General features: G+C 75.4%; 16 protein-coding genes and 1 pseudogene. 8 read left to right on the top strand and 9 right to left on the bottom strand.

All coding sequences use genetic code 11. The features are described from left to right. Positions 1-56: 56 nt before the first annotated feature. From nucS to ACWIZO_RS00940, 3 genes are all read left to right on the top strand, one after another. A complete protein-coding gene (gene nucS, locus ACWIZO_RS00950) occupies positions 57-740 on the top strand; it encodes an endonuclease NucS (protein WP_448640701.1) in 684 nt (227 codons plus the stop codon). Positions 741-848: 108 nt separating this feature from the next. Next, positions 849-2,630 carry a 3-hydroxyacyl-CoA dehydrogenase family protein gene (locus ACWIZO_RS00945; protein ID WP_448640700.1) on the top strand — a complete coding sequence of 594 codons (1,782 nt, stop codon included), beginning with the start codon at positions 849-851 and terminating at the stop codon, positions 2,628-2,630. Positions 2,631-2,641: 11 nt separating this feature from the next. Next, complete coding sequence (locus ACWIZO_RS00940) at positions 2,642-2,950, top strand: hypothetical protein (RefSeq protein ID WP_448640699.1); 309 nt, start codon at positions 2,642-2,644, stop codon at positions 2,948-2,950. Here the strand turns inward: ACWIZO_RS00940 and ACWIZO_RS00935 are convergent. The 8 genes and pseudogenes from ACWIZO_RS00935 to ACWIZO_RS00900 all read right to left on the bottom strand — a co-directional run bounded on the left by ACWIZO_RS00935 (position 2,947) and on the right by ACWIZO_RS00900 (position 10,167). Next, complete coding sequence (locus tag ACWIZO_RS00935; RefSeq protein ID WP_448640698.1) at positions 2,947-3,174, bottom strand: sortase domain-containing protein; 228 nt, start codon at positions 3,172-3,174, stop codon at positions 2,947-2,949. The two genes, ACWIZO_RS00940 and ACWIZO_RS00935, sit on opposite strands and share 4 nt — an antisense overlap. Before the next feature lie 76 nt (positions 3,175-3,250). Next, a pseudogene (locus ACWIZO_RS00930) lies at positions 3,251-3,388 on the bottom strand (class F sortase); the annotation flags it as partial. A 257-nt stretch (positions 3,389-3,645) separates the two neighbouring features. Next, positions 3,646-4,539, bottom strand: a complete 894-nt coding sequence (locus tag ACWIZO_RS00925) for a DUF4397 domain-containing protein (protein ID WP_448640697.1) — start codon at positions 4,537-4,539, stop codon at positions 3,646-3,648. Between the two features lie 114 nt (positions 4,540-4,653). Beyond that, positions 4,654-5,535: a hypothetical protein gene (locus ACWIZO_RS00920; protein WP_448640696.1), complete on the bottom strand. Its 882-nt coding sequence runs from the start codon at positions 5,533-5,535 to the stop codon at positions 4,654-4,656. Positions 5,536-5,742: 207 nt separating this feature from the next. Continuing rightward, a complete protein-coding gene (locus ACWIZO_RS00915; RefSeq protein WP_448640695.1) occupies positions 5,743-7,200 on the bottom strand; it encodes a hypothetical protein in 1,458 nt (485 codons plus the stop codon). Between the two features lie 123 nt (positions 7,201-7,323). Further along, positions 7,324-8,655: a crotonyl-CoA carboxylase/reductase gene (gene ccrA / locus ACWIZO_RS00910; protein ID WP_448640694.1), complete on the bottom strand. Its 1,332-nt coding sequence runs from the start codon at positions 8,653-8,655 to the stop codon at positions 7,324-7,326. Between the two features lie 85 nt (positions 8,656-8,740). Further along, positions 8,741-9,214, bottom strand: a complete 474-nt coding sequence (gene mce / locus ACWIZO_RS00905; protein WP_448640693.1) for a methylmalonyl-CoA epimerase — start codon at positions 9,212-9,214, stop codon at positions 8,741-8,743. 104 nt (positions 9,215-9,318) lie between these two features. Continuing rightward, a complete protein-coding gene (locus ACWIZO_RS00900; protein WP_448640692.1) occupies positions 9,319-10,167 on the bottom strand; it encodes an alpha/beta fold hydrolase in 849 nt (282 codons plus the stop codon). A 211-nt stretch (positions 10,168-10,378) separates the two neighbouring features. Here ACWIZO_RS00900 and ACWIZO_RS00895 point away from each other — a divergent pair, with 211 nt between their 5' ends. From ACWIZO_RS00895 to ACWIZO_RS00885, 3 genes are read left to right on the top strand one after another with little or no spacing between them, the layout of a single operon-like run. Beyond that, positions 10,379-11,569 carry an acetyl-CoA C-acetyltransferase gene (locus ACWIZO_RS00895; protein WP_448640691.1) on the top strand — a complete coding sequence of 397 codons (1,191 nt, stop codon included), beginning with the start codon at positions 10,379-10,381 and terminating at the stop codon, positions 11,567-11,569. Continuing rightward, positions 11,566-12,585: a methylmalonyl Co-A mutase-associated GTPase MeaB gene (meaB, locus tag ACWIZO_RS00890; protein ID WP_448640690.1), complete on the top strand. Its 1,020-nt coding sequence runs from the start codon at positions 11,566-11,568 to the stop codon at positions 12,583-12,585. The genes ACWIZO_RS00895 and meaB overlap by 4 nt, the downstream gene beginning before the upstream one ends. 40 nt (positions 12,586-12,625) lie before the next feature. Next, positions 12,626-14,092, top strand: coding sequence for a phytoene desaturase family protein (locus ACWIZO_RS00885; protein WP_448640689.1), 1,467 nt, complete (start codon positions 12,626-12,628; stop codon positions 14,090-14,092). A gap of 100 nt (positions 14,093-14,192) precedes the next feature. Here ACWIZO_RS00885 and ACWIZO_RS00880 read toward each other — a convergent pair whose 3' ends face one another. Next, a complete protein-coding gene (locus ACWIZO_RS00880) occupies positions 14,193-14,900 on the bottom strand; it encodes an endonuclease domain-containing protein (protein WP_448640688.1) in 708 nt (235 codons plus the stop codon). A gap of 352 nt (positions 14,901-15,252) precedes the next feature. On the opposite strand from ACWIZO_RS00880, the gene ACWIZO_RS00875 reads away from it, so the two are divergent. Together ACWIZO_RS00875 and ACWIZO_RS00870 are read left to right on the top strand one after the other, a co-directional pair. Next, positions 15,253-15,777: a MarR family winged helix-turn-helix transcriptional regulator gene (locus tag ACWIZO_RS00875; RefSeq protein ID WP_448640687.1), complete on the top strand. Its 525-nt coding sequence runs from the start codon at positions 15,253-15,255 to the stop codon at positions 15,775-15,777. A gap of 44 nt (positions 15,778-15,821) precedes the next feature. Continuing rightward, the gene (locus ACWIZO_RS00870; RefSeq protein ID WP_448640686.1) at positions 15,822-16,790 is read left to right on the top strand and encodes a tetratricopeptide repeat protein; all 969 of its coding nucleotides are present in this window, start codon (positions 15,822-15,824) and stop codon (positions 16,788-16,790) included. Positions 16,791-16,828: the final 38 nt, after the last annotated feature.

Raw genomic sequence — 16,828 nt, 5'->3', positions numbered from 1 at the left:
GGCGGCCGGTCCGGTTCCCGACAACCGGGGCGGCCGGCCCGGTACCGTCGGCGCCCGTGCGCCTGGTCATCGCCCGCTGCTCGGTCGACTACATCGGGCGGCTGACCGCCCACCTCCCCATGGCCAACCGGCTGCTGCTGGTCAAGGCCGACGGCTCGGTGTCGGTGCACGCCGACGACCGCGCCTACAAGCCGCTGAACTGGATGACGCCGCCCTGCTCCCTGAAGGACGAGCTCGTCGACACCCCGGACGGCAGGGCCGGCACCTGGACGGTCACGAACAGGGCCGGTGAGCAGCTGGTCATCACCATCGAGTCGGTGGAGCACGACTCCTCGCACGAGCTGGGTGTCGACCCCGGCCTGCAGAAGGACGGCGTCGAGGCCGAGCTGCAGCGGCTGCTGGCCCTGCACGTGGAGACCTTCGGGGCCGGCTGGCAGCTGGTCCGCCGCGAGTACCCGACGGCGATCGGCCCGGTGGACCTGCTCTGCCGCGACTCCGACGGCGCGACGGTGGCCGTGGAGATCAAGCGGCGCGGGGAGATCGACGGCGTCGAGCAGCTGACCCGCTACCTCGAGCTGCTCAACCGCGACCCGCTGCTGGCCCCCGTGAAGGGCGTCTTCGCCGCGCAGGAGATCAAGCCGCAGGCGCGGGTGCTGGCCCACGACCGCGGCATCGACTGCGTCACCGTCGACTACGCCGTCCTCAAGGGCACCGACGACCCCACCCAGCGGCTGTTCTGACGAAGGACCCCGTCCTGCGCACCCCTCGCGAGCTCGGGGTGAGCCTCGGGGCGGGGCCGGCGTGGTGAGAGACTCGTCGCCGACGATCCGTTGTGGAGGGATGGCAGCGTGGCCAGAGAACTGACCGAGGTCGGCGTGGTGGGCCTGGGCACGATGGGTGCGGGCATCGCCGAGGTCATGGCCCGCGCGGGCCTGTCGGTGACCGCCGTCGAGATCGGCGACGAGGCGCTGGCCCGCGGCCGGGCGCACGTCGAGCAGTCCACCGGGCGCGCCGTGAAGCGCGGCAAGCTCGACCCCGCCGACCGCGACGCCATCCTCGGGCGGATCCGCTTCACCACCTCCCTGGAGGACCTGGCGGTGGCCGAGCTGGTGATCGAGGCCGTCCCGGAGCGGATGGAGCTCAAGACCGAGCTGTTCGCGCAGCTGGACAAGATCTGCCCGCCCGACACGATCCTCGCGACGAACACCTCGAGCCTGTCGGTGACCGAGCTGTCGGTGGCCACCGGGCGGCCGAGCAAGGTCATCGGGATGCACTTCTTCAACCCGGCGCCGGTCATGAAGCTGGTCGAGGTGGTGCGCACCGTCGTCACCGAGCCCTCGGTCGTCGAGGACGTCGAGGCGCTGGCCGAGCGGCTGGGCAAGGTCGACGTGACCATCGGCGACAAGGCCGGCTTCATCGCCAACGCGCTGCTGTTCGGCTACCTCAACCACGCGGTCTCGATGTACGAGAACCGCTACGCCAGCCGCGAGGACATCGACGCGGCCATGCGGCTGGGCTGCGGCCTGCCGATGGGGCCGCTGGCGCTCATGGACCTCATCGGCATCGACACCGCCTACGAGATCCTCGACACGATGTACAAGCAGTCGCGCAACCGGCTGCACGCGCCCAGCCCGATCATCAAGCAGATGATGACGGCCGGGCTGCTGGGCCGGAAGTCCGGCCGCGGCTTCTACACCTACGCCGGCCGCGACTCCGCCGAGGTCGTGGCCGACGAGAGCACGCCCGTCCCGGGCGGTGCGGCCGAGGGCGCCCGCCCGGTCTCGGCCGTCGGCGTCGTCGGCTCCGGGACGATGGCCACCGGCATCATCGAGGTGGTCGCCAAGGGCGGCTACGACGTGCTGTTCCAGGCCCGCTCGGCGGAGAAGGTCGAGGCGGTGCAGACCGCGCTGCGCCGGTCGCTGGACAAGCAGGTGGCCCGCGGGCGGCTGGACGAGGCCGGCCGCGACGAGGTGCTGAGCCGGGTCCGCGGGACGACATCGCTCGACGAGTTCGCCGACCGCGACCTGGTCATCGAGGCCGTCGTCGAGTCGCTGCCGGTCAAGCAGGCGCTGTTCGCCGCGCTCGGCGAGATCGCCAAGCCGAGTGCGGTCCTCGCGACGACGACGTCGAGCCTGCCGGTGATCGAGTGCGCCAAGGCCAGCGAGCGGCCGGCCGACGTCGTGGGCCTGCACTTCTTCAACCCCGCGCCGGTGATGAGGCTCGTCGAGGTGGTCAGCACCATCGCCACCGCGCCCGAGGTCGCGGCCACCGCGCACGCCGTCTGCGCGCAGCTGGGCAAGCACGCGGTCTCCTGCACCGACCGGGCCGGGTTCGTCGTCAACGCGCTGCTGTTCCCCTACCTCAACGACGCGGTGAAGATGCTCGAGGCGCACTACGCCACCGCCGACGACATCGACGCCGCCATGAAGGTCGGCTGCGGCTACCCGATGGGCCCCTTCGAGCTCCTCGACGTCGTGGGCCTGGACGTGTCGCTGGCCATCGAGCGGGAGCTCTACACCGAGTTCCGCGAGCCGGGCTTCGCGCCGGCGCCGCTGCTCGAGCACCTGGTCACCGCCGGCTACCTCGGCCGCAAGACCGGCCGCGGGTTCCGGGACCACTCCCGGCACTGAGGTGCCGCGGCGTGTCTCGGCGGGGACGACGCACCGGCGGGGGGCGGCCTGAGGGCCGCCCCCCGCTGCGTCGTGCCGACCCGGTCGAGGAGGCCACCGACGGCGACTGGGTGGTCCGGTCGCTGACCGGTTCGGCCAGCACGAAGGCCTACCGCTGCCCGGGCTGCGACCAGGAGGTCCGCCCGGGGACGCCGCACCTGGTGACCTGGCCGGCGTACGCGCGCGACTCCGACCTCGATCCCTGGGACACCGACTCGGCCGCCGACCTCCGCCGGCACTGGCACACCGCCTGCTGGCGGGCCCGGGGCCGCCGCCACTAGCGGGAGGCCCCCGCTGCCCACCCCGTCAGCGTCGCGAAGACGACCACGTTGTCCTCGTAGCTGCGCGCGGAGCGGTCGAAGTCGCCGCCGCAGGTGATCAGCCGCAGCTGCGCGTCCGCGGTCGGCCCGTAGACCTCCCGCGTCGGGAACGCGTCCTTGGGGTGCCGCTCGACCTCGGTGACGGTGAAGCGGGCCGTCGTCCCGTCGGCGCGGTCGACGAACACCTCCTCGCCGGGGGCGAAGCTCCCGCAGCCGGGAGAAGACCGCGGGACCGTCGACCGAGTCCACGTGGCCGGCGACCACGGCCGGCCCGACGGCCCCCGGGACGGTCCCGCCCGCGTACCACCCGGCCGTGCCGTACTCGGCCGGCGCCTCCAGCGCCCCGGCGGCGTCCAGGCCGAGGCCGACCAGCCCGCTGTCCAGCCCGATGGCCGGCACGCGCACCCGGATGGGCGCCGCGGGAGCGGTTCCCGGCGGCGCCGCGAGCAGGACGGGCCCGGGAGCCGTGCCGGTGCCGGCCGAGGCGGGTGCCGGACCGGGAGGGACGAGCAGGGCGACCGCCCCGGCGCCCAGCGCGAGGACGGTCAGGACCAGCCGGAGCCCGACCGCGCCGCGCCGGCGCGACGCGCGGTGCCGCGGCTGCCGCCCGGGAGCGCGGTGCCGCTGCCGGACGGTCCCGCGGTACCGGGTGCCGGTCACCGCGTCCGGGAGCGCCTGGCGTGCCGGCCCCGGACGCGGGGAGCCCCGGCCGCCCCGACCCGCGACGGCAGCGCCCGTGCCGTCGCCAGGAGGCCGGCCCCCACCGCGAGGGAGCCGCCGACCGCGACGGCCACGACGGGCAGCGGCGGGCCCTCCGGCGCCGTGCCACCGGCCCCGGCCTCCACGCCACCGACCGGCACGACGCCCGGGCTGGCGGCGTCCAGTGCGGTCCGCACGGTCAGCCCGCCGCCGGGGGCGTCGAGGACCAGGACGCTGTACACCGAGCCGGCGGCGACCTGCACCGGCAGCTCGGTGGGCTGCCCGTCCTCGGGGGTCACGGTGATGCTCGTGGCGCCCGCCGGGACGTCGACGTAGCCGGTGGTGTCGGCGAAGGCGAGGTCGGCGGCGAGGGCCGGGCCGCCGGGGACGGCGACGTCGAGGGTGTCGGCCGCGGCCGCCGCGGCGATGACGCGCAGCCGGGAGCTGCCGGCCGGGGGAGGCGTCAGGTCGTCCTGCAGCACCTCCAGCCCGAGGTCGGCGAACGGGCCGACGCCGGCCACCGTCCGCGCGCTGTCGGCGGTGACCTGCACGGTCGTGGACAGTACCGGCGGGCTGTCCGGGTCGGCCCCGGCCGCGCGCATGCTGATCGCGTAGGTGCCGGGAGGCACGTCCTGGTACGCCGACACCGTCCCGTAGTCGACGCCCGGGAACACCTGGCCGGCGGCCGGGTCGGCGACTGAGTCGACGTAGACGTCGACGGCCGGGGTGTCGGGGGACAGGTGCGCCAGTCGCAGCAGGCCGCCCTGGGCAGCACTCGCCGTCGCCATGGGCAGGCCCGTGACGGCCGCGGCGAGGGCCGTCACCGCCAGGATCCGGCTCGTTCTCGTCACAGGTGCCTCCGCTGCTCAGAGCCCCGCGGCAGTGCCGCAGAGTGGTGGAGTGACGACCCACGGTCTACCGGGTCGGCGACCCGGCCGCACCTCGGGGGCGCCCCGGGCGGATCGTCACCGGGTCGCGGCGGTCACCACGGCGTCGGGGTCGGAGACGTAGCGGAAGGCGACCAGCACGCCGTCGTCGGTCACCTGCACCTCGTCGGGCGCGAACGGCGGCAGCTGCGCCGCGAGCCAGGTCACGAGCCGGTCCGTGGCGGCTGGGTCGCCGGGCACGGGCGCACCGCCGAGGGCGGAGAGGACGACGCGCCGCGCCGGGACGGCGGACCCCTCCTCACCCGGGAGCGCCGGGAAGGAGCCGATGCCGATCCCGTCACGGGCGGCCAGGGCGGCGAGCAGGCTGAGCAGCCGCCGGTCCACGTCGGCCCGGGACAGGACGTCCGCGGTCGGGCCGGTGGCACCGGTGGTCGGGTTGGCCAGCAGGGCCTCGGCCAGCGCCCGCCGACCGTCGACCTCCTCGGCGGTCGGCTCGCCGGGTGCCGGGTCGACCACCAGCAGCTCGCTGCCGTCACCGGGCCGGTCGAAGCGGGCCAGCACGCGCGATCCCGCCGGTGCGGGGCCGACGACGGCCAGCAGCGTGCCGCCCGGCACGCCGTCCTCCGCCGGGCGCAGCCGGTCGGCCAGCACGCCCTGCGCGGCGAGCTCGTCGCGGACGGCGGCCGAGGCGGCCAGGTCGGTGTCCTCCGGCAGCGCGTCGGGCAGCCAGCCGGTCAGCGTGGCCCCGACCGCGGCGCTGCCGCCGGGCGCGTCGGACGGGACCGCCGCGGGCGGGGACGGCTCCCCGCTGCCCAGTGCGGTGCTCCCCGGTGCGGTGCTCGCCGGGGCCGTGCTCTCCGGGGCGGTGCTCGCCGGGTCACCGCCCGCGGCGGGCGGGGGGTCGTCCAGTGCCACGAGCAGGGCGGCACCGCCGAGGAGGACGGCCAGCGTCAGCAGCACACCGCTGAGGAAGGGCAGGAGCAGCCCGCTGACGCGCGCCCGGTGCCGTGCGTGGTGCCGGCGCGGGGGCCGTGGCGCGGGGGAGGGGTCCTCGCCCGGTGGACCCGACGGACCGGCGCGCCCCGGTCCGTCGGCGTCAGACACGGACACTGCCTACCGTGTCGCGGTCCGTGGCGCGCGCGGAGCGGCCCGGACGGGTGGTAGCCGTCAGCGGCGACCGGGCACGGCCGGCTGGCCGCCGGTGTCGGCGGGTGAGTCGGCGGGTGAGTCGGCGCGGGAGTCGGCGCGGGAGTCGGAGCCCACCGCGGGCTGCACTGCCGTCCGCGGCCCCTCGGACTCGCCGGCCTCCGGCCGCTCGCCGGGGACGGTCCGGGTGGAGCCGGACGGGGCGTCGCTCGCGTGCCGCCCGGGCGCGCCGCCCTGGTCCGGCGCGGACACCGGCCGGATCACCTGGGTCTGCGCGGCAGGGGAGGCGGCGCCGTTCTGCTGCACGGGCGCCTGCACGGCCGGCTGGGTGGGCGGAGCCGGCGCCCGGACGGGCTGACGCGCCGCCGCGGCCTCGCCGGCGCCACCGGCCGGGGACTCCGGCGACCGGGTGTGCGGCGTGGGCCGCGGCGGCACCGGCTGCGGTGCCGTCTGCGGCCGGACGGCCGGCTGCACCGCCGTCTGCGGGCCGACGGCCGGCTGGACGGCGGTGCGCGGACCGACCACCGGCTGTGCTGCGGTCTGGGCGCCCTGGCCGTCGCGGCGTGCGGGCGCCGGCTCCTGCGACGCCGGGACGGGCTGGCCCTGCGGAGGCTGCGGCGCCGGACCGCGGGGAGCCTGCGGTGCCTGACCCTGCGGGGCCGGGCGCGCGGCCTGCTGCCGGTCGGCGAGGTCGGGGAGGGTGGCGAGCACCCGACGGGCCTCGCCGAGCCGGCCGGCCAGCTCGTCGCGGATCCGCCGGACGGCGGCGGCGGACGCCTCAGCGTCGCCGACGACGGCGGCCGCGTGCGCCTCGGCGGCGGCGACCCGGTCCCGGGCGGCCTGGGTGGAGGCCCGCTCGCGCTCCTCCTCGTGCCGGGCGGCCTCGGCGCGGCGGGCCCGCTGCGCGATCTCGAAGTCCTCCTCGGCCTTGGCGCGGCGGGCCTGCGACTCGGCGTCGAGCCGGGCGACCTTCTCCTGGGCCTTGGTCACCAGCTCGTCGGCGCGGATCTGCGCCTTGCTGGCGATCTGCTCGGCGTTCTGGCGGGCCTCGGCGAGGATGCGCTCGACCTCGGCCCGGCCGGCCGCCTGGCGCTCGAGCATCGCGCGCTCCTCGGCGGCGGTGTGCTCGCGCAGCGCGCGGGCCTCCTGCTCGGCCTGACCGCGGATGTCGGCGGCCTCCTCCTCGGCCAGCCGCAGCATGTGCGAGATGCGCTCGCTCATGTTCTCGAACGTCGCCGGGCCGGCGTTGGCGGCCTTGCGGCGCAGCTGCTCGATCTCGGCGTGCATCGCCGACAGCTGGCCGGCGAGGTCGGTCGACCGGCTCGCCGCGGCGTCCCGGTCGGCCAGGGCCACGCGGATGTCGGCCTCGAGCCGCTCGATGGTCTCGGCCACCTGGTGCCGGTCGTAGCCCCGCAGCACCACGTCGAACGAGTGCTGGGCCTCGCGCATCGGCAGCAGGTCGCGGCGGGGGTCGCTCATGACGCCATCCTCGCAGAGTCGGCCGGAGGGCGTCACCGCGCCGGACGGGCCGGGCGGTGCCTTGCGCTCAGCGGACCGTGGGCCCTGTCGCGGGCGTGCCGGCGGCAGGGCCCACGGGACCGCTCACACGCCGCGGAAGCGGTTGATCGCGGTCAGGTGCCGCTCGCGCTTCTCGGCGTCCTTGACACCCAGGCCCTCCTCGGGGGCGAGGGTGAGCACCCCGACCTTGCCCTGGTGGCAGTTGTTCTTCACGTCGCAGGCGGCCTGCCCGACCTCCTCCATTGGGTAGACCTTGGACAGGGTGGGGTGGATGAGGCCCTTGTCGATGAGCCGGTTGGCCTCCCAGGCCTCCTTGTAGTTGGCGAAGTGCGACCCGACGATCCGCTTGAGGTTCATCCACAGGTAGCGGTTGTCGTAGGAGTGCATGTAGCCGCTGGTGGAGGCGCAGGTGACGATCGTGCCGCCCTTCTTGGCGACGTAGACCGATGCCCCGAAGGTCTCACGCCCCGGGTGCTCGAAGACGATGTCGACGTCGTCGCCGCCGGTGAGCTCGCGGATCCGCTTGCCGAAGCGCTGCCACTCCTTGGGGTCCTGGGTGTCCTCGTCCTTCCAGAACCGGTAGCCCTCGCCCGTGCGGTCGATGACCAGCTCCGCACCCATCGACCGGACGATGTCGGCCTTCTCCGGGGAGGAGACGACGCAGACGGGGATGGCGCCGCCGTTGAGCGCCATCTGCGTGGCGTAGGAGCCCAGGCCCCCCGAGGCGCCCCAGATGAGCACCACGTCGCCCTGCTTCATGGCCGCGCCGTTCTTGCTCACCAGCTGGCGGTAGGCGGTGGAGTTGACCAGCCCGGGGGCGGCGGCCTCCTCCCAGGTCAGGTGGGCGGGCTTGGGCATGAGCTGGTTGGACTTCACCAGCGCGAGCTCGGCCAGGCCGCCGAAGTTGGTCTCGAAACCCCAGATCCGCTGCTGGGGGTCGAGCATCGTGTCGTCGTGGCCGGCGGGGTCCTCCAGCTCCACCGACAGGCAGTGCGCGACCACCTCGTCACCGGGCTGCCACCGGTTCACCCCCGGACCGACCCGCAGCACCACGCCGGCCAGGTCGGAGCCCACCACGTGGTAGGGCAGGTCGTGCCGCTTGGTGAGGCTGTTCTGGCGGCCGTAGCGCTCGAGGAACCCGAAGGTGCTCACCGGCTCGAAGATCGACGTCCAGACGGTGTTGTAGTTCACCGAGGAGGCCATCACGGCCACGATCGCCTCACCCGGGCCCAGCTCGGGGGTGGCGACCTCCTCCACGTGCAGCGACTGCCGGGGGTCCTTCTCCTTGGTGGAGAGGCCCTCGAACATGCCCTGCTCGTCCTTGCGGACCAGCACGGCGCGGTAGGACTCCGGCACCGGGAGGCCGGCCACGGCCTCCAGCTCGTCGGTGAGGATGGCGTCCCTGATCTCTTTCACGCGGTCTCCCGGGGCTCTGTCGGCTCGTGAGTCGGTGGAGGGGCAGTGCGGTGGCGGCACATGTTACGGATGGGTAAGAACCCGGTCAGCTCTCAGGTCGGGTGGTCCCGGCGCCGTCCGCCGGCTCCACCAGCTCCACGAGGACCCCGCCGGCGTCCTTGGGGTGGACGAAGTTGACCCGGCTGTCCGAGGTGCCGCGCCGCGGGGTGTCGTAGAGCAGTCGCAGACCGCGCTCGCGCAGGGTCGCGCCGACCGCCTCGACGTCGTCGACCCGGAAGGCGAGCTGCTGCAGGCCGGCGCCCGAGCGGCCGATGAACTTCGCGATGGTCGACTCGGGGGTCAGCGGTGCCAGCAGCTGGATGCGCGTGTCGCCGCTGCCGACGGCGAGCATCGCCTCGCGGACACCCTGCTCCTCGTTGGTCTCCTCGTGCACCGAGCGCACGCCGAACGTGGCCGCGTAGAAGGCGATCGCCTCGTCGAGGTCGGGCACCGCGATGCCGACGTGGTCGATGGTGGTGAACAGCTCGGCGGGCAGACCCGCGGGCGCGTCGGCGGTCATCGGGTCATGGTGGCGCAAGACGTCTGGGACGACATCGGTGGGTGGCGCGCACGCAGAGGGGCCCGCCGCACCTGCGGTGCGACGGGCCCCTGCGGTCGGGTCCCTCAGCGGGCGAGGAAGTCCAGCAGCGCCCGGTTGAACTGCTCGGGGTGGGAGGCGTTGACGCCGTGCGGGCCGCCCTCGATGACGACCAGCTCGCTGCCGGCGATGGCCTCGTGCGAGCGCCTGCCGCTGACCTCGAGCGGCACGATGGCGTCGCTGTCCCCGTGGATGACCAGGGTCGGCACGGTCACCGCCGCGACGTCGGGGCGGAAGTCGGTCCGGCCGAAGGCGGTGATGCAGTCGAGCGTGCCCTTCGGCGAGGCGAACGCGGCGATCTGCCAGGCGTAGCGGCGCTGCTCCTCGCTCACCGCCGCGCTCGTGAGCAGCCCCGAGCCGCCCGGGGAGAAGAAGTCCTTGGTGAAGCCGTCCAGGAAGGCCAGCCGGTCGGTGCGGACGCCCTGCTGGAACTGCTCGATCGTCGCGTCGTCGAGGCCGCCGTCGGGGTTGTCGGCGCTCTTGTAGAGGTAAGGCGGGACGGCGGCGGCCAGGACGGCGCTCCGGACCCGGGCGGCGCCGTGGCGGGAGAGGTAGCGCACGACCTCGCCGCCGCCCATGGAGAAGCCGACGAGGGTGACGTCGGTCAGGTCCAGCGCGGTGAGCAGCGCGTCGAGGTCGGCGGCGAAGGTGTCGTAGTCGTAACCGGTCCAGGGCTGCGAGGAGGCGCCGAAGCCGCGGCGGTCGTAGGTGACGACCCGGTGGCCGGCCTCGACCAGCGGCCCGACCTGCGCCTCCCACGAGCGGCCGGACAGCGGCCAGCCGTGGATGAGCACGACCGGGCGGCCCGTGCCGTGGTCCTCGTAGTACAGCTCGACGGGCTGGCCGTTCTCGGTGCCGACGGTCAGTCGGGGCATGGGGTCTCCCTCGTCTCGGGTGCTCGTCTCAGGTGTGTGATCACCGGCGCCCTACCCGGTGGCACGCGATCGAACGCATCGAGACGCCCGTCACGCCGGTGACCGCGCCGAGACCGCCGTCCTATCCTGCGAGGGATGGATGCCGTGTCGCCGTGACGCGGCGGTACCGATCCCGCGGTCGCCAGTGGCGGCGACCGGCACTGGAGGCAGCATGTCCCGCTCGGTCATCGTCGGCGGCGCCCGGACCCCCATGGGCCGGCTCCTCGGCTCCCTCAAGGACTTCTCCGCGGTCGACCTCGGTGGCATCGCCATCAAGGCCGCGCTCGAGCGCGCCGGCATCTCCGGAGACCAGGTCGACTACGTGATCATGGGTCAGGTCATCCAGGCCGGCGCCGGGCAGAACCCCGCCCGGCCCGCGGCCGTGGCCGGCGGGATCCCGATGTCGGTGCCCTCGTTCACGCTCAACAAGGTCTGCCTGTCGGGCATCGACGCGATCGCCCTGGCCGACCAGCTCATCCGCGCCGGCGAGTTCGACGTCGTGGTCGCCGGCGGCATGGAGTCGATGAGCCAGGCCCCGCACCTGCTGCCCAGCTCCCGGACCGGCACCAAGTACGGCGACGCCACGCTGGTCGACTCCATGGCCCACGACGGGCTGTCGGACACCTTCGACCAGGTCGCCATGGGCGCGCTGACCGAGCAGGCCAACGCGGAGTACCAGCTGACCCGCGAGGAGCAGGACGCCTTCGCCGCGGAGAGCCACCAGAGGGCCGCCCGCGCGGCCAAGAACGGGGTCTTCGACGAGGAGGTCACCCCCGTCCTCATCCCGCAGCGCAAGGGCGACCCCATCGAGTTCCGCGAGGACGAGGGCGTCCGCCCCGACACCACCGTCGAGACGCTGGCCAAGCTCAAGCCGGCGTTCGCCCCGGACGGCACGATCACCGCCGGCACCGCCTCGCAGATCTCCGACGGCGCGTGCGCGGTCGTGGTCATGTCGGCCGAGAAGGCCGCCGAGCTGGGCCTGACCCCGATCGCCGAGATCGGCGCCCACGGCGTCGTCGCCGGTCCGGACGCCACCCTGCAGAGCCAGCCGTCGCGGGCCATCCAGAAGGCCTGCGCCCGGGAGGGCATCGACCCGGCCGCCCTCGACCTCGTCGAGCTCAACGAGGCCTTCGCCGCCGTCGCGATCGTCTCCACCCGCGAGCTCGGCATCGACCCGGAGAAGGTCAACCCCAACGGCGGCGCCATCGCCCTCGGCCACCCGATCGGCATGAGCGGCGCGCGCATCGTGCTCGACCTGGTGCTGGAGCTGCGCCGCCGCGGCGGCGGCGTCGGTGCCGCCGCGCTGTGCGGCGGCGGCGGCCAGGGTGACGCGCTGGTCCTGCACGTGCCCGCGACGGCGTGACCTCCGACGGCCTCGCCGTCCGCACCGGCGCCCCCGCCGCCCCGCCCGGGCGCCGGGGGCGCCGGCACGTCGACGTCCCCGACCTCGTCACCCGGGCCCGCGCCGGCGAGCCCCGCGCGGTGGCCCGGCTGATCTCGCTGGTCGAGGACGCCAGTCCGGTGCTCCGCGAGGTCGCCGCGGCGCTGGCCCCGCACACCGGGCACGCCCAGGTGCTCGGCCTCACCGGCTCGCCCGGGGTGGGCAAGTCGACGACGACGACCGCGCTGGTCCGGGCGCTGCGGCGCGGGGGCCGGCGCGTCGGGGTGCTCGCCGTCGACCCGTCCTCGCCCTTCTCCGGCGGAGCGCTGCTCGGCGACCGCGTCCGGATGCAGGAGCACGCCGGCGACCGCGGCGTCTACATCCGCTCCATGGCCTCCCGCGGCCACCTCGGCGGGCTGGCCTGGGCCACCCCGCAGGCGGTGCGGGTGCTCGACGCCGCCGGCTGCGACGTCGTGCTGGTCGAGACGGTCGGGGTCGGCCAGTCGGAGCTGGAGATCGCCTCACTGGCCGACACCACGCTGGTGCTCGTGGCCCCCGGGATGGGCGACGGCATCCAGGCGGCCAAGGCCGGGATCCTCGAGGTGGCCGACGTCCTCGTCGTCAACAAGGCCGACCGCGACGGCGCGGACCAGACGGTGCACGACCTGCGGTACGCGCAGTCACTCGGCGGCCGGCACACCGGGCCGGGTGCGTGGCGGCCCCCGATCTGCCGGACCGTGGCCGCCCGCGAGGAGGGCGTCGACCGGGTGCTCGAGCAGGTCGAGGCGCACCGGCGCTGGCTGGAGGGGTCCGGCGAGGGGGCGCGCCGCCGTGCCGAGCGGGCCGCCCGGGAGATCGAGGCCATCGCGCTGGCCGGGCTGCGCGAGCGGATGGGCGAGGTGCGCGGATCGGCGGCGCTGGCCGCGCTGGCCGACGCGGTGGTGGCGGGGGAGACCGACCCCTACCGCGCGGCCGACCGGCTCCTCGGGCAGCTCTGACCCGTCCCGGGGAGACTGGCCCGATGAACGGACTGTGTCCATGAACGGCGAGCCGGACGCCGTCGTCGTCGGATCCGGGCCGAACGGCCTGGCCGCCGCCCTGCGACTGGCCGCCGCCGGCCTGCGCGTGCAGGTGGTCGAGGCGGCCGCGAAGCCCGGCGGGGGGATGCGCACCGAGGAGCTCGTGCGGCCGGGGTACCGGCACGACGTCTGCTCGATCGTGCAGCCGATGGCCGCCGCGGCGCCGTTCTTCCGCGAGTTCGACCTGCCCAGCCGGGGGGTCCGCCTCGTGCAGCCGGAGGTCAACTTCGCGCACCCCCTCGACGGCGGCGGCGCCTCGGTCGCGTACCACTCGCTGGAGGAGACCGCGGCCGCCCTCGGGCCGGACGGGCCGGCCTACCGGCGGCTGTTCGAGCCGCTCGTCGAGCACGGCCAGGACGTCGTCGACTTCTTCCTGACCAGCCGGCTGCGGCGGCTGCCCACCCACAGCGTGCCGCAGATCGCGCACTTCGGGCTCCACGGGCTGCCCAACGTGCGCTGGCTGGCGCACCGGTACTTCGAGACCGAGGGGGCCCGCGCGCTGCTCGGCGGAGCGGCCGCGCACGGGATGCTCGACCTGACCCGGCCGCTCACCTCCGCGCTCGGGATGCTGCTCACGATGCTCGGGCACCACGCCGGCTGGCCGCTGGTCGAGGGCGGGTCGCAGAACCTCGCCGACGCGATGGTGACCGCCCTGGAGCAGCAGGGCGGTGAGGTGGAGACCGGCCACCTGGTCACCGACCTGCGCGAGTTCGACGGCGTGCCGGCCGTGCTGCTCGACACCACACCCGAGGCCTTCGTGTCGATGGCCGGTGACCGGGTGCACGAGGGCTACCGCCGCTGGGTGGACCGCTACGACCACGGCGCCGGCGTCTTCAAGATCGACTGGATCCTGTCCGAGCCGGTGCCCTGGACCAACCCCGAGGTGCGGCGGGCCGGGACCATCCACGTCGCCGGCACCCTCGAGGAGACGATCGACGGCGAGCGGGCCCCCAACCACCGGCGGATCACCGACCGTCCCTACGTGCTCGCCGTCCAGCCGACCGTGCCGGACCCGACGCGCGCTCCCGAGGGCGGCCACGTCTTCTGGGCCTACGTGCACGTGCCCAACGGCTCCGACGTCGACATGACCGCGGCGATCGAGGACCAGATCGAGCGCTTCGCCCCCGGGTTCAAGGACACGGTCGTCGAGCGGGCCACGAAGAACGCCGTCCAGATGGAGGCCTGGAACCCGATGTACCTGGGCGGGGACATCTCCAACGGCCAGGCGACCCTGCGGCAGATGCTCGCCCGGCCGGTCCCGCGCTGGAACACCTACAAGACCCCCGTGCCGGGCGTCTACCTGGCCTCGTCGGCGACGCCGCCCGGGCCGGCCGTGCACGGCGCCTGCGGCGACAACGCCGCGCAGGTGGCGCTGCGCGAGGTGTTCGGCGTCCGCGACGTCCCGCCCCTGCGCCCGGCCGCCTGAGCGCCCTGCCCGTCCCGCTCGCGTCGGCCGCTCGATCGCCGGTCGTCGACCTGTGGCGGGCTCAGGGGCGCCGAGAGCGCCGCAGATCGACGACGGGCGCTCACCCGGCGAGTGCTGCAGCGATGCGGGCGACGACCAGCTCGGGCTCGCGCAGATCCCCGGCGGTCACGAAGACCACCCGCCACCCCACCGCGGTGAGGCGGTTGAGTCGGGCCCGGTCGGGAGCGACCTGCCGCGGTCGTCCGTGCCACCGACCCTCGTACTCCACCGCCACTCGCTGCTCGGGCCAGGCGAAGTCCACCCGGGCGATCTCCCGGCCAGTGGCGTCCCGCACGCGGTGCTGGGCCTCCGGTCGCGGCAGGCGGGATGAGTGGAGCAGCAGGCGCAGCCGTGTCTCCTGCGGGGACTCCGCGAGGCCGTCGGCCAGTGCCACCACCTGCCGCGCGCGCCGGCAGCCGGGTCCGGTGGCGGTCGCCGCGGCTGCCCGGACGACGTCCATGCGGGTGGCTCTGGCCACCACGAGCGCGTCGACGAGCCCGACCGCCTCAGCGAGCGGGGTGACGGCCCGACCGAGGTCCACCGCGGTCGTCTCCGGGGTCGTGACCGGCAGGCCACGTCGGACGGCGACCGTGTCGGGGTCGAGCGCCCACCGCCGGACGCGCACACCGGGGACCGTGCACGCGGACGACCCGGGCGGGACGGTCAGCTCGACGTCGTCGGTGGCGCCCGAGGCGGTGACGCCCCACAGGACCGCGGCGCTGCGGCCGGAGACGACCGCCCGCGGGAGCAGCAGGCGGACGGCAGCCATGGTCCGCACCTCGTGCGTCACGGTGACCGTCGAGCACGCGTAGACGTCCCGGAAGAGGCGTTGCCAGGCGGGGCCGCGGAGCTGACCGCGAGTCAGGCGACCGGCAGCGACCTGATCCGAGCCGCGGAACACGCGACCGCGGAGGACGTCGGGGCGGACGGGGTGGACGGGCACCGCAGGAGGATGACCGAGTGGGCCGGCCGGGCGCCCGCGTCGTCCACAGCCGGCACCCGTCGTCGACCTGCGGTGCTCCCGGCAGCGTCGAGGGCGCCGCAGGTCGACGAGCGGCGCTCGGGGTGGGGGTGACCGCAGGAGGCGGGCACTCGGCGGGCGGGCAGGTAGCGTCGGCGGCATGGTCCGGGCGCTGGGGCTGCCGTTCGACCCGATCGAGCGCGCTGGGGAGACCTGGGAGCAGCGCTTCGGGCCGGCCGCGGCGATGCGCGCGGCGACGTCGGTCTTCCGGGTCCAGCAGATCCTGCTCGCCCGCTTCGACGAGGTGCTGCGGCCGCACGGGCTGACCTTCGCCCGGTACGAGGTCCTGGTGCTGCTCACCTTCAGCCGCACCGGTCAGCTGCCGCTCAAGGTCATCGGCAGCCGGCTGATGGTGCACCCGACCAGCGTCACCAACGCCATCGACCGGCTGGTCGCGGCCGGCTTCGTCGACCGCCGGCCCAACCCCGCCGACGGTCGCGGTGTGCTGGCCGGCATCAGCGAGCGCGGCCGCGCGGTGGTCGAGGTGGCCACCGGCGAGCTCACCGCGCTCGACTTCGGCCTCGGCGACCTGCCCGAGGCCGAGCTCGACATGCTGTTCCGGGTGCTGCGGCGGGTCCGGCTGGGGGCCGGGGACGTCGCGGAGGGCGCCGTCGAGGGAGGCTGAGCGGCCGGCGGCGCCGCGCCGTCCGCCGGTGGGATCATGGGGGCATGCAGCCCACCCGTCCCGGACGCCCCGACCCGCGCGCGCAGGCCCAGCAGGCACAGCTGGCCGCCTCCCTGGCCGGTGCGGTCGACCTCGCCGCCGTCAAGGCGCGCTCCGAGGCCGCCGCACGGGCCCAGGCCGCGCCGCCGCCGAGCGCCGCGGCCCCCGCGGGCGCCCCCGGCGCGGCGGTCGTGGACGTCACCGAGGCCACCTTCCAGACCGAGGTCCTCGACCGCTCCTTCCAGGTGCCCGTGGTCCTGGACCTCTGGGCCGAGTGGTGCGGGCCGTGCAAGCAGCTGTCCCCGGTGCTCGAGCGCCTCGCCGCCGAGGGCGGCGGCTCCTGGGTGCTGGCCAAGGTCGACGTCGACGCCAACCCGGCCCTCGCCCAGGGCCTGCGCGTCCAGGGGATCCCGGCGGTCAAGGCCGTCTGGCAGGGCCAGCTGGTCGCCGAGTTCACCGGTGCCATCCCCGAGGACCAGGCCCGCCAGTTCGTCACCGAGCTGGTCCGGGCCACCACCGGCGGCGCGGTGCCCGCTGCCGCCGACGGCGAGGACGACGGCCTCGACGACCCCCGCCTGGACGCCGCCGAGGCCGCTCTGGAGAGCGGTGACCTGGAGGCCGCCGAGGCCGCCTACGCGTCGATCCTCGAGACCGAGCCCGACCACCCCGTCGCCGGCCTGGCGCTGCGCCAGGTGCAGCTCTTCCGCCGCGCCGACGCCGCCGGCCCCGACGCGCTGGCCCGCGCCGACGCCGCACCCGACGACGTCGAGGCGCAGACCCGGGCCGCGGACTTCCTGCTCGGCACCGGCGACGTCGAGGGCGCCTTCACCCGCCTGGTCGACCTCGTCCGGCGCACCGCGGGCGAGGACCGCGACCGGGCCCGCCAGCACCTGGTCGAGCTGTTCGGGGTGGTCGGCGACGCCGACCCGCGCGTCGCCGCCGCCCGCCGCCAGCTCATGGCCGCCCTCTACTGAAAGGACCCCCTCGCCCCCCACGCCTCGCTCCGCTCGGC

It is taken from the genome of Geodermatophilus sp. URMC 63, assembly GCF_053502565.1.
This window is presented reverse-complemented; position numbering and strand designations above follow the sequence as displayed.